The sequence below is a fragment of the Novosphingobium sp. PP1Y genome (assembly GCF_000253255.1).
In the GTDB taxonomy this organism is placed as follows: domain Bacteria; phylum Pseudomonadota; class Alphaproteobacteria; order Sphingomonadales; family Sphingomonadaceae; genus Novosphingobium.
Genome location: NC_015580.1, coordinates 2099240 through 2111665, shown reverse-complemented (window position 1 = coordinate 2111665; position 12426 = coordinate 2099240). Strand labels below are relative to the sequence as shown.

12 protein-coding genes are annotated in these 12426 nt (G+C 68.7%); 1 reads left to right on the top strand and 11 read right to left on the bottom strand.

Features of this window, described 5'->3' with window-relative positions:
* Positions 1-50 precede the first annotated feature (50 nt).
* From bluB to PP1Y_RS16105, 6 genes are read right to left on the bottom strand one after another with little or no spacing between them, the layout of a single operon-like run.
* The gene (gene bluB, locus PP1Y_RS16130; protein ID WP_041558922.1) at positions 51-698 is read right to left on the bottom strand and encodes a 5,6-dimethylbenzimidazole synthase; all 648 of its coding nucleotides are present in this window, start codon (positions 696-698) and stop codon (positions 51-53) included.
* A complete protein-coding gene (cobF, locus tag PP1Y_RS16125) occupies positions 695-1477 on the bottom strand; it encodes a precorrin-6A synthase (deacetylating) (protein WP_013833182.1) in 783 nt (260 codons plus the stop codon). Before cobF ends, bluB begins: the two co-directional genes overlap by 4 nt.
* Positions 1474-2781 (bottom strand): cobyrinate a,c-diamide synthase, encoded by a 1308-nt coding sequence (locus PP1Y_RS16120; RefSeq protein ID WP_013833181.1) that lies wholly within the window; start codon positions 2779-2781, stop codon positions 1474-1476. The genes cobF and PP1Y_RS16120 overlap by 4 nt, the downstream gene beginning before the upstream one ends.
* Positions 2778-3563, bottom strand: a complete 786-nt coding sequence (cobM, locus tag PP1Y_RS16115; protein ID WP_013833180.1) for a precorrin-4 C(11)-methyltransferase — start codon at positions 3561-3563, stop codon at positions 2778-2780. Before cobM ends, PP1Y_RS16120 begins: the two co-directional genes overlap by 4 nt.
* Positions 3560-3931, bottom strand: coding sequence for a cobalamin biosynthesis protein (locus PP1Y_RS16110; RefSeq protein WP_041558921.1), 372 nt, complete (start codon positions 3929-3931; stop codon positions 3560-3562). Before PP1Y_RS16110 ends, cobM begins: the two co-directional genes overlap by 4 nt.
* On the bottom strand, positions 3928-5154 hold the full coding sequence (locus tag PP1Y_RS16105) for a bifunctional cobalt-precorrin-7 (C(5))-methyltransferase/cobalt-precorrin-6B (C(15))-methyltransferase (RefSeq protein WP_013833179.1): 1227 nt from the start codon (positions 5152-5154) through the stop codon (positions 3928-3930). The genes PP1Y_RS16110 and PP1Y_RS16105 overlap by 4 nt, the downstream gene beginning before the upstream one ends.
* Here PP1Y_RS16105 and PP1Y_RS16100 point away from each other — a divergent pair.
* The gene (locus tag PP1Y_RS16100; RefSeq protein ID WP_013833178.1) at positions 5153-5914 is read left to right on the top strand and encodes a cobalt-precorrin-6A reductase; all 762 of its coding nucleotides are present in this window, start codon (positions 5153-5155) and stop codon (positions 5912-5914) included. The two genes, PP1Y_RS16105 and PP1Y_RS16100, sit on opposite strands and share 2 nt — an antisense overlap.
* Here PP1Y_RS16100 and cobJ read toward each other — a convergent pair.
* Genes cobJ through cobN form a run of 5 tightly spaced genes read right to left on the bottom strand, consistent with a single transcriptional unit; the run spans position 5878 to position 12422 of the window.
* Positions 5878-6672: a precorrin-3B C(17)-methyltransferase gene (gene cobJ, locus PP1Y_RS16095; RefSeq protein ID WP_013833177.1), complete on the bottom strand. Its 795-nt coding sequence runs from the start codon at positions 6670-6672 to the stop codon at positions 5878-5880. The genes PP1Y_RS16100 and cobJ overlap by 37 nt on opposite strands.
* Positions 6669-7406 carry a precorrin-2 C(20)-methyltransferase gene (gene cobI / locus PP1Y_RS16090; protein WP_013833176.1) on the bottom strand — a complete coding sequence of 246 codons (738 nt, stop codon included), beginning with the start codon at positions 7404-7406 and terminating at the stop codon, positions 6669-6671. Before cobI ends, cobJ begins: the two co-directional genes overlap by 4 nt.
* Complete coding sequence (locus PP1Y_RS16085; RefSeq protein ID WP_013833175.1) at positions 7403-8032, bottom strand: precorrin-8X methylmutase; 630 nt, start codon at positions 8030-8032, stop codon at positions 7403-7405. Before PP1Y_RS16085 ends, cobI begins: the two co-directional genes overlap by 4 nt.
* Positions 8032-9147 (bottom strand): precorrin-3B synthase, encoded by a 1116-nt coding sequence (locus tag PP1Y_RS16080; RefSeq protein ID WP_013833174.1) that lies wholly within the window; start codon positions 9145-9147, stop codon positions 8032-8034. The genes PP1Y_RS16085 and PP1Y_RS16080 overlap by 1 nt, the downstream gene beginning before the upstream one ends.
* Positions 9144-12422 (bottom strand): cobaltochelatase subunit CobN, encoded by a 3279-nt coding sequence (cobN, locus tag PP1Y_RS16075; RefSeq protein WP_013833173.1) that lies wholly within the window; start codon positions 12420-12422, stop codon positions 9144-9146. Before cobN ends, PP1Y_RS16080 begins: the two co-directional genes overlap by 4 nt.
* Positions 12423-12426 lie beyond the last annotated feature (4 nt).

Below are 12426 nucleotides of genomic sequence, written 5' to 3'. Positions count from 1 at the left end.
CTTTCGAATTGTCGGTTGAAATTGAGTGTCGGTGCCGACCGATATGCCCTTCACTTCTCGCAAGTGCGCTCTTTCCAGGCTTCGCGGGCCTGCCAGCCACGTTCTTCCAGCTCGGGCGTCGCGGCCGCCTCGCAAGGGTAACCGATGCACAGGATCGCGATGAGTCGCCAGGTATCCGCAACGTCGAGCAGCTCGCTGACGAACCGGGGGTCGACGATCGAGACCCAACCCATGCCGATCCCGCGCACCCGGGCGGCCAGCCACATGGTATGGATCGCCATGACCACCGAGTAGTCGAGCATCTCCGGCATCGTCGCAATGCCCAGCCCCTTCCCCGCGACCGGCTTGCCATCGCAGAACACGGCCATGACTTCGGGCGCTTCGCGCAAACCGTGCAGCTTGAGCGACTTGTAGTGATCGCGCTGCTTCGCATCGTTGTAGCGTTCGGCAGCCAGTGCGCTCTGCTCGTCGACGTGTCGGGCCAGTCGTTCCCGCAAACCGGGACTGCGCACCCGCACAAAGCGCCATGGCTGGGAATTGCCCACCGACGGGGCCAGGCTGGCGCAGCGGAGCAGATGCTCGATATCGCCGCGGGGAATGGCGCGCGTGTCGAAATGCCGCACATCGCGCCGCCAGTGCAGCAATTGCTCAAGCTGCGCGGCAAACGCTGCATCGAAGCTGGGAGGCGCCTGCGTCAAGATGCTCTCCCTGCCCCGGTCTTGTCGTTGAAGGTCCGGTGCATCAGGTATGTATCCATAATCCAGCCGTGGCGCTCCCTCAATGCCTTACGCGCCTCGACAATGCGATCGGCAACCACTGGCAAGGAGCCGTGGATCAGGGCCTCGTGCTCCATGCCGAGATAAGCACCCCACCATATCTCTATTCCTTCAGGCTCCAGCGTTTCAAAGGCGCATCCGCGGTCGAGCATGACGACGACAACATTGGTCCCCTGCGGCCAGCCCTTTTCGCGCAACTGCCTGCCGGTGGTCACGACGAGAGGTTCGGCAAGGCGATTGAGCGCAATCGCGTGGGCGGCGGTCAAGGCCTGGATACTGGTGATGCCGGGGACCACTTCGATCTTCAGATCCATGCCGTCATCCTGCAGGCGCGCGGCGATGCGCAAGGTGCTGTCGTACAGCGAGGGATCGCCCCAGACGAGCAGCGCCAGACGCCCGCCTTGCGGCAGGTTTCGGGCGATTTCCCGGGCCCAAGTCCGGGCGATGGCATCGTGCCAGTCGTTGACCGCTTCAAGATAATCGCCGTGCGTAGCCCGAACCGGAAGGTCGAATTCGACGACGCGGACGGGCCGCTCCAGCACTTGCGCGCAGATGCCCCGGCGCAAGTCGAGCAGGTCCGCCTTCGCCTCACCCTTGCGCGGCAGCAGAATCAGGTCGGCCTCGTTCATGGCCCGCCGCGCCTGCATGGTCAGGTGATCGGGATTGCCGGTGCCGATCCCGATGAGGCTGAGCGCGATCATGCGTAGGGAGCGATCTGGTGGAAGAACGTGCCGGTCACCCGGCCGCGCCGCGACCCGGTTTCGGGCACGACGCTACCGTCGGCATCGGTAACTGCGGCCAGCGGCTCGTCGGGCTGCTCGAGGATCGTCGAGTAATGGAACTCATGACCGCGCAGACGGGTCCCCGCCGTCAGGTTAGCCACGGGTCCCAGCAACTGCGCACTGCGATAGCCCAGGTGCATCCTGCGCTGCGCGTAGCTGGTCACGAGGCCAAGCAGGCCGGCCATCGGGTGGCGCGCGCCTTCCTTGTCGACGAGTGCCTCGCCCAGCACCATGTAGCCGCCGCATTCGCCATGGACCGGACGGGTCTCGGCATGGCGGCGCAGACCGGCAAGGAAGCGCGACGCCGAGGCGATCCGGCCGGCGTGAAGCTCGGGGTAGCCGCCCGGCAGCCAGACGAAGTCCGCGCTTTTGTCGGGTGCCTCGTCCGCCAGGGGAGAGAATGGCATGATCTGCGCGCCTGCCCGCCGCCAGCCTTCCAGCATGTGCGGGTAGATGAAGGAGAAGGCCTCGTCCTGGGCCAAGGCGATGCGCTGCGCAGGAGGCTGCGGCAGGCCCGATCCCTCTCCGCGCTCGAGCGCCCTCGCCGCCTTGCGGATCGCCGGAAGGTCGGCATGTTCGCGCAGGAAGGCGGCATAATCGGCGATCTTGCGGTCGAGCTCGGGTTGCTCTGCAGCCTGCACCAGCCCGAGGTGGCGTTCCGGCAAGGTCAGGTCGCCGCGCCGAGGCAATGCGCCCAGCACCGGCATTCCAATGGCCTCCATCCCCCGGCGGACAAGGCGTTCATGGCGCGGGCTTGCCACACGGTTGAGGATCACCCCGGCGAAGGGGATGCGCGCATCGAAACGGCGAAACCCCAGCGCCGTCGCCGCGGCGGACTGGGCATGGCCGGACACATCGAGGACCAGGATCACCGGCCAGCCCATGCGCCGGGCGATGTCCGCGCTGGCGCCGTTGCCGGCCGCCCCTCGCGTGGCGACGCCGTCATAGAAGCCCATGGAGCCCTCGGCGACGCAGATGTCCGCCTCGGCTGCCATCGCCGCGACGGCATCCAGCAAGCCTGTGTCCATCGCCCAGCTGTCGAGATTGAACGAGGCATTCCCGCAGGCCGCCCGATGAAACGCGGGATCGATATAGTCCGGCCCGCTCTTGAACGGCTGGACCGCGTCGCCGCCCTCGCTCAATGCGCGCAGCAGGCCGAGCATGACAGTGGTCTTTCCGGTTCCCGAGGCGGGCGCGGCGACGAGCAGTCCGGGCGTGCTCATGCGATGCCTCCGGCAAAGCGCGAGGATGCATCCTGCGGCCGGAAGCGGCGGTCATAGCCGGGGGAATAGAGGCAGCTTTCATCGAAGCCCTCCCCCGCCAGCACTCGCCCGACGACGATCAGCGCGGTGCGCTCCATGCTGCCAGCGACTTCTGCCTCGATGGTTTCCAGCGTGCCGCGCACGATCCGCTGGTCGGGCCAGCTTGCGCGCCAGACGACCGCGACCGGGCAGTCGGGTCCATAGGCCGGTGTCAGGTCGGCCACGACCCGGGCCAGGTTATGAATCGAGAGGTGAATCGCCAGCGTCGCGCCGGTATCTGCGAAATTGATCAGGCTCTCCCCTTCCGGCATCGCACTCGCCCGGCCCGAAGTTCGGGTAAGGACCAACGACTGCGAAAGGCCCGGCAAGGTCAGCTCGGTTTCCAGCGCTGCTGCGGTTGCCGCGAAAGCGGGCACGCCCGGCGTCACGGTGAAGGGAATGTCCAAGGCCCGCAGCCTCCTGAGCTGCTCACCCATTGCCGACCATACCGAAAGGTCGCCCGAATGGAGCCGCGCCACATCGTGACCGGCAGCGTGGGCCGCGGCGATCTCTTCCATGATCGCGTCGAGATCGAGCGGCGCGGTGTTGACGATGCGCGCGCCGGGAGGACAGTGATCGAGCACTGCGGCAGGCACCAGCGACCCGGCATAGAGGCAGACCGGCGAGGCCGCGATCAGATCGCGCCCGCGCAAGGTCAGGAGGTCGGGCGCGCCGGGGCCGGCGCCGATGAAGTGTACGGTCATGGGAACGATCCTTGGGCAATGGCGCATGTCGCCATGCGGTCGGGGGAAATGTGGCGCGCCGCGATCAGCTGCGCGCCAGGGCCGGCGGCGGCCAGGGCGCTGGCTTCGGACACGCTCCCGGTTGCGTGGCTGGCAAGGCTTGCATCCGACTGGGTGGGCGTGACGATGCGGGCAAGCACCTGCGCCGAGACGCCGGTCAGCGGAAGACCCAGGACCGCGGCCAGGCGAGCCAATTCCGGGCTTGCCGCCTTGTCCGCCGCTGTGGCGAGCAGGGTCACGCGCGGCGAGAACTGCTGCGCCAGCGCCAGCGCGTCCTCCAGCGACTGTAGGGTCGCGCCCTGCCGGAAACCGAAACCGGCGACAATCACAGGACGACGCTCCACTGCACGACGGGAAAGCTTGCTCGCCAGCCCCGGCGACTGCCGAGCGGCGCGGCGTGGGCCAGTTCGATCCTCAGGAGATCGCCGCCCTTATCCGCCTGCCACTGGGCCAGCAGCGCTTCCGAGTCCAGCGTTACGGCATTGGCGACGAGCCGGGTTCCGCCAGGAAGCATGGTCACCAGGCTTTCCAGCAGCGCTTGCGACAGCCCCCCGCCGATGAAGACGGCATCGGGCGCATCGTCCCGTCTCTGATCGAGAATGCCGGGGGCACGGCCGGTCACCACCTCGAGCCGGTCGACGCCGAGCGCACGGGCATTGGCCCGGGCCCGCTCCGCCCGAACCGGATCGCTTTCGAAGGCCACCGCCCGGTTCGCCGGATGACGCAGCAACCATTCGACCGCAATCGAGCCCGATCCCGCGCCGATGTCCCACAAGGTCTCACCCGCCACGGGGGCAAGCGCGGAAAGCGTCAGGGCGCGTACCGGGCGCTTGGTGATCTGGCCATCGTGGTCGAACAGGTCATCAGCCAGTCCCGAGGCGCAAGGCAAGGCGCGCCCCTGCCCGGCGCAGGCAATGCCGACCGCGACGGGGTGAGCGACATCGCCGAAAGCAATTGCGTCAGCCCGCACGCGGCGCACCCGCTCACGCGGGCCGCCCAGCGCCTCGAGGACATGGAGATCCGATGGACCGAAGCCATGCTCGCCCAGATAGGCGGCCAGATCGCGCACAGCATCCCCGTCCCGCAGCAGGACCAGCATCCTGCGGCCTGCGGCCAGATGCGGGCGCAGACGCGGTAGCGGCGCGGCATGAAGGCCCAGGCACACCGTATCCTGCAGCGACCATCCCAGGCGCGAAGCGGCCAGCGAGAACGTCGAGGGCACGGGATGTGCGATCCATTCGCCCGCTTCGAGATGCCGCGTAACTGAGGCTCCGCCGCCGAACCAGAACGGATCGCCCGAAGCGAGCATGACCACGCGCTTCCCGCGATGGGCCAGCAACCCTTCGATGCCGAGCGCAAAGGGCACTGGCCATTCCTCGGCGCGGCAACTAAGCGCGGGCAGCAGCGAAAGGTGCCGGGGGGCGCCGATCACCAGTTCGGCCTGCGCAAGTGCATCGCGCGCGGCGGCCGAAAGCCCCTCCACCCCATCCTCGCCGATGCCGAGGATCGTCAGCCACCGACCGGGGCCAGTGAAGGAGGAAGTGTCAGCCATGCCGAAAGTTCTCCTGCTGGGCGGCACTACCGAGGCAAGCGCTCTGGCCCGCCTGCTCGCCGATGCCGGCGTGGACACGACGCTCAGCTACGCGGGACGGACTACCAGCCCCCGTAAGCAGCCGGTCCCGGTACGCGTCGGCGGATTCGGAGGTGCCGAGGGCCTTGCCGACTGGATGCGGGAAAACCGGGTGACCCACCTCATCGATGCGACGCACCCCTTCGCGGCAACCATGAGCGCCAATGCCGTCACCGCCGCGCAGCTTGCCGGAACGCCGCTCATCGCCCTCACCCGTCCGGCATGGGAACCGCAGGAAGGCGATCGCTGGCGTCACGTGGCGGACGTTGCCGCCGCTGTGTCCTCGCTTGCCGGGCCTGCCCGCAGGGTCATGCTGGCGCTGGGCCGCATGCATGTCGGCGCGTTCGCCGCGCAGCCGCAGCATCACTACCTGCTGCGCTTCGTCGATGCGCCCGAGGGCCCGCCGCCATTGCCGCGCCGCAGCCTCGTCGTCGATCGCGGGCCCTTCACTGTCGACGACGACATCGGGCTGATGCGCGAGCACGCCATCGAACTCGTCGTGTGCAAGAATGCCGGAGGAACCGGCGCGCAGGCCAAGCTCGTGGCGGCGCGCGAACTGGGCCTGCCGGTGGTGATGATCGACCGCCCCGCCATTCCCGCACGGCGCGAGGTCCACGATCCGCTTGAGGTCCTGCACTGGCTGGATCACGCGGCAGCTTCCACGGCTGAACGCGGCGTATAGAGAATCGGCCCGCCCTCGCGCGCGATGATGCGGGTGCGGCTCGACCCCACGATTACTACGGTGCGCATGTCGGCCATCTCCGGCCGCGCTTCACGCAAGCTCACGATGCGCAATTCCTCGTCGGGCGTGGTGACGGCGCGGGCGAAGAGGATCGGCCGCTCGGGCCCGCAAGCCTCGCGCAGAACCTCCAGGGCCCGTGCGAAACCTGCAGGTCGCGACGCGGAGCGCGGGTTGTAGAACGCCATCGCGAAGTCCGCTTCGGCGGCGAGGCGCAGGCGCTTCTCGATCAGGTCCCAGGGCTTGAGATTGTCCGAAAGGTTGATCGCGCAGAAATCGTGCCCCAAGGGCGCTCCGGCGCGGGCGCTTGCTGCAAGCATCGCGGTAATCCCGGGCAGCACGCGGATATCGATATCGAGCCACGCAGAAGGCCCCGCCTCCAGCGCTTCGAACAGGGCCGAGGCCATTGCGAAGACGCCCGGATCGCCCGAAGACACCACGACGACGCGACGCCCCTGCGCGGCAAGGTCGAGCGCATGGCGCGCGCGGTCCAGTTCCACCCGGTTGTCCGAAGGATGCAGCCGCAGCCCCTCGCGCGGCGCAATCCGCGCAACGTAGGGAATATAGCCGATCACATCGGTTGCCTCGGACAGCGCCTGCGTGACCTCGCCGGTCACCAGCGCCTCGTCGCCCGGCCCCAGCCCGGCGACGCAGACCCGGCCCCGATCCTGCGCCCCGTTCAATACCGGCGCCCCGCTCACGGGCGGCGTCCCTGACCGTGGATCAGCAGGATCGAGAAATAGGGCGTCACGTTCTCCGCCTCGGCAAGGCGGGTCACGCGCTGGTCCGGCATCGCCGCATGCTCGACCAGCCACGCATCCTGCTCGCGCCCGGCCGCGGCGACGGCACGGCGCAGCTTGGCCAGGTTGCGCCCGATCTTCATCACCACCAGCGCATCGGTATCGCGGATGCGCCTCTCCAGATCGGCCTCGGGCAATGTCGCGGTCAAGACGGTCAGGACGTCATCGCCCCATGTGATCGGCACATCGGTCGCATTCCACGCCCCCGACATGCCGGTGATCCCTGGCACGACCTCAACCGGAACATGCCCGGTCAGCCGCGAATGCAGGTGCATGAACGAGCCGTAGAAGAAGGGATCGCCCTCGCACAGGACGACGATGTCCTCACCTTCGCGGGCGAGCGCCAGAAGCCGTTCGGTACTCTGCGCGTAGAACTCGGCAAGACAGGCCTTGTAGCGCGGATCGTCGAAGGGGATCTCGGTGGTGACCGGGTACTCCAGCGGAATCTCGATCACGTCGGGACGGAGCAGTTCATCGGCAATGCGGCGCGCCTGTCCCGGTCGGCCGGCCTTGCGGAAGTAGGCGACATGGCGGGCGGAGCGCACCAGCCGGTCGGCCCGCACGCTGAGCAGATCCACCGCGCCGGGACCGAGGCCGACCCCATGGACGGTGCCGCAGGTCACGCCCCCAGTCATTCGGCGCGGCTCGCAAGCGCGTTGACGGCAGCCACGGTGATCGCACTGCCGCCCAGTCGGCCCTCGACAATGCAGCACGGCACCGGCGGCGCAGCCCAGAGCGCCGCTTTCGATTCCACCGCACCGACGAAACCGACCGGGCAGCCGACGATCGCCGCCGGGCGCGGGCACGCCGGGTCCTCAAGCATGTTGAGCAGATGGAACAGCGCCGTGGGTGCATTGCCGATGGCGACCAGCGCCCCCGCAAGATGCGGCCGCCACAATTCCAGCGCCGCGGCGGAGCGCGTATTGCCCATCGCCTTCGCCAGTTCGGGTACTTCGGGTGCGCGCAGCGTGCACAGCACCGGATTGTCCGCAGGCAGGCGGGCCCGGGTAATGCCTTCGGAGACCATGTGCGCATCGCACAGGATCGGTGCACCGCCTGCCAGCGCCTCTCGCGCGGCTTGCGCAAAGCCCGGCGAAAAGCGGACGTGCCGGGCAAGCTCCACCATGCCCGCGGCATGGATCATGCGTACCGCAACGGGTTCTTCTTCGGGCGAAAAGGCCGTCAGCTCGGCCTCGGCCCGGATCGTGGCGAAGGACTGGCGGTAGATCGCTGCGCCATCGGTTTCATAGTCATGCGGCATCAGCCTGCTCCGAAAAGAGCCAGGACCTCGTCCCGGCCAAGAGCGAGGCGCTCGCGCCCCTCGCCCGAAAGATCGTATCGCCCCTCGCGGCCGATCAGCGTCACATCGGCCCGCCCGGTCGCCGCACAGCGCTTCGCGCAGCCAGAGACATGCAAGCGTCCGGTGACCTGCGGAGCGATGCGGCGCGCCAGCGCGCGGGTCTCGACGCTTGCCTGCGGACACGACGGCGCACCCGGGCAGGCATCGACGCGCAGGAGCGGATCGGCCGGATCGTCCACCAGCCCCTCCACGGGCGCAAAGGCAGCGCCTTCGACGATGAGCAGCCGCCAGGGAGTGGTGCGCAGCGCCGTTGCCGCCGGGTCCGAGATCAGGCGGGCCAGCGCCAGTGCCGAGATCTGTCCGAAAGGCACGCCCCATGCCGCACCTGTGGATGTCGGGCCGGGCTGCAAGGGGCAAGACCCCCGCGCAGGCAGCAGCGAGCCTTGCGCCCACTCGGGAAGTTCAGCTGTAAACCGGCTCATGCGACCGGCCTCAGGCCCGCCGTTTTCAGCGAACCAGCGCGCCATGGCGATCAGGCGGTCGACTTCCGCGCCAGCGGTCACTTCCGCGCCCGCGGTCCGGCCCTGCGCGCGCAGGATCAGGCTGCCGCCGGCCGCACGCTCGATCCGGAAATCACCCGCCTCCCCCGGCAGGACAGGGACCGCCCCGGCGTCGATCACGAAGCCGACCTTGCCCGGCAACTCCGGCAACTCACCGAGCCTTGCGATGAGTTCAGCGGCAATCCGCGCAGTATCGTCGGCTTCCTGCCAGATGGGCGCGACAAGGAGATTGCGCTTCTTCTCGTGGACGGGATCGGCCTCGACCAGTTCCAGTTCGACGAGCCGTACAATAAGCGCAGGCCACTCAGCCTCGCTCACCCCGCGCAGCTGGAAGTTGCCGCGGCGGGTCAGGTCGATCAGGCCATTGCCGAAGGTCAGCGCGGCATCGCACAGGCCCAGCACCTGCTTGCGGTTCAATCGCCCGAGGCGCGGGCGCACCCGCACCAGCAGGCCGTCTCCCGCCGCCATCGGATGCCATGCATCGGGACACCAGCCCCTGATCGCGAAGCCGCTCATTGCCCGCCTCCCAGGCTGGCAAGGATCGAGTTGCGCCGCGTCCGCCACAGGCCAGCGGCATGAAGCGCGCCGAAGCGGGCTTCCATGGCTGCGAGCGCTTCGGGATTTTCGCGCGCCATGAACGCCCGCACTTCCGGCTCGCCGAGCGTCGCGTCGTGATAGAGATCGAACAGCTGCGGCGGCACCGAAGCGGCGAGATGCGCGAAGGCGCCAAGGTGATCGAGCGTCGCGGCCAGTTCGGCAGCCCCGCGAAAGCCGTGGCGCATCATCCCGGCAACCCAGCGCGGATTGGCCGCCCTTGCCCGCACGACACGCGCAATCTCCTCGCTCAAGGTCCGGGCATGCGGCCGGGCGGGATCGCGAATGTCGAGGTGGTAGAGCGCCGCCTTGCCGCCGGTAACCGATTGCGCTGCGGCAAATCCCGCCTCGTGCGCGGCATAGTCGGCCGCAAGCAGCAGGTCGGTCTCGGGCAGGTCCTGCAGGTGCACGAAAGCGTCAGCCCCGGCGACGCGCTCACGCAAACCCGCAGGATCGGGCGCCTCGTCCTGCCCGTCGAGCGCATGGTCGGACGCCGCAAGCCAGGCTTCACCGGCAGCCCGGCGCGCTTCGTCGGTATAAGTCTCGGCCGTATCGCGCAGACCGAGACCATAGCGCCCGGGACGCGGGCCATAGACGCGCGGGGCTGCGGCCCTGCCGGCGAAAGGATTCCACTCCGGCGTCTCGTCCCTCTCGCTCAGTGCGCGCACCGCCATCCCGAACAGGGAGGCAAGGACCGGAAACGCATCGCGGAACAGACCCGAGACGCGCAGCGTCACGTCAATGCGGGGCCGGTCGAGCATGGCCAGCGGCAGGATTTCCACTCCGGTCACGCGTTCGGACGCATTGTCCCACACCGGCTTTGCGCCAAGCAGGTGCAGGGCCATGGCGAACTCCTCGCCCGCCGTGCGCATCGTCGCCGAGCCCCACAGGTCGACCACCAGACCGCGCGGATAGTCGCCATGGTCCTGCAGGTGCCGGCGGACCAGTTCCTCGGCGAGGACCACGCCTTGCGCATGGGCCGTGCGCGAAGGCACCGCGCGCGGATCGACCGCGAAGAGGTTACGCCCGGTCGGCAGGACATCGGAGCGCCCGCGCCATGGCGAACCGGATGGCCCCGCCGCCACGCGCCGTCCGGCCAGTGCGGCCAGCAGTCCGCTGCGCTCCGCCTCGCCCTGCTCGCCGCGGCCGTAGACATGCAGGCCCTCGCCGAACTGGCTCTCCTTCACGTCGCACACGAAGCGGTCGATGCGGGTGATCGCCTCGACCAGCGAGGTCGCGCCGTCGAGGCCGAGTTCAGCCTCCAGCCCCAGCGCCTGCGCTTCCTCGCGGATGGCCGATTGCAGCCTGTCACGCCGCGCCGGATCGAGCCCGTCGGCGTTGGAAAACTCGTCCAGCAGCGCTTCGAGGCGCGTCAGTCCTGCGCCTTGCTGCGCGGGAGCCAGCGGCGGCGGTGCGTGTCCCAGCGTGACGGCTCCGATCCGGCGCTTGGCCTGCGCCGCCTCGCCGGGATCGTTGACGATGAATGGATAGATGACAGGCAGGGCGCCGGTCAGCGCCTCGGGCCAACAGGCATCGCCAAGCGCCACCGATTTACCCGGCAGCCACTCAAGCGTTCCGTGCGCGCCGAGATGGACGAGCGCATCGACCCGGCGCTCGTGCAGCCAGAGATAGAAGGCAACATAGCCATGACGCGGGCAACGCGAGACATCGTGGTAATCCTCGTCACGCTCGGCAGACCAGCCGCGCTCGGGCTGCAGGGCGACCAGGACATGGCCAAGCTCCACGACGCGAAAATGAAAGGCGCCGTCGGCAACGGCGGGGTCCCTTTCGGCGTCTCCCCAGGCCTCGGCCAGATCGGCCTGCAGCGCTGCAGGCAAGCGGGCCAGAGCGGCGCGATAGGCGCCGAGCGGCCAACTGGCGGTTGCTTCGCCAAGGCCCGCCACAAGGTCATGGCCGCATTCGACCGCGTAACCGGCCTGCGCCAGATCGGCGAGGATCGCATCGGCGGAGGCCAGTGCATCCAGCCCGACGGCGTGGGCCATCTGGTAGCCCTTGCCCGGATAGGTCGAGAGAACCATCGCAAGGCGCCGCTCTGCCGCGGGTTTCCGGCCCAGCGCGATCCACCCCGCGACGCGCGCGGCAATCGCTTCGATACGCGATGGCTCGGCGCGGTGGGCACTGCGCGAAAATTCAAGGGCATCGTCGCGCGCGGCGGCTTCCTTGAAGCTGGCCACGCCTGCAAAGATGCGGCCGTCGACTTCGGGAAGCACGACATGCATGGCGAGATCGGCCGGCGACAGACCGCGCGAGGCATCCTGCCAGGCTTGCCGCCCGCTCGTCGCCAGCGCGACCTGGAACACCGGGACACCGGCGCCGTCGAGCGGCGTCGCGCCTTCATCGTCACGCGCGGAAAAAGCGGTCGCATTGATCACCGCCGCGGGCTGCAGCGCCCGCACCCAGCGATCCACCCAGCCGCGAACTTCAGGGGCCTTCAGCGAGGGCACGTAAAGGCCCAGCACATCGAAACCGCGTGCGCGCAAGGCCGCGTGGAGTGCCTCGAAAGGATCGAGATCGGCGGAGCTGAGATAGGATCGATAGAACGTGAGAAGCACGCGCGGGCGGGATGCTGTCAGGGCAAAGGCCGCCGGACAGGCCGTGTCTTCACCTGGAAGCCAGGCCCCGGCAGTCGGCAGCGCCTGAATAGCCCGGACTTCGCAACCCGTCTTGCCGTCCGCCAGCAGGCCGCCCGCTTGCGCGAGCCGTGAAAGAGCTGCCCGCGCCGCAACCGCGCCGCCGATATCGCAAAGGCGGGTCAGTTCGCGCAGCGTGGAAACCGGAACGGTCGAGACGGCATCGAGCCTTTCGTCCTCGCGCCCGTCTGCGGGCAGCACGGCCAGCGCGATCCCGCGCGAACGCGCCAGCGCCTCCACCTGCTGCAGGCCGTAAGTCCAGTAGGGAAGCCCGCCGATGATCCGTACCAGGATCGCCTTCGCACATGCCAGCGTGCGCTCGACATAGGTGTCGACCGACAAGGGATGCGTCAGTGCCGCAAGATTGGCGAGGCGCAGCGAGGGCGGACTGTCCCCCGCATCGCGCGCGCTGCGCCACCCGGCAGCGAAAGCGCCGAGGTCGCTGTCCGAAAACGACAGCACCACGAGATCGGCCGGAGCCTGCCCCAGATCCTGCGGAACGGAGGCTTCCTCGATCCCGTGGGTCTCGCGGAAGATGACGTGCATCGCG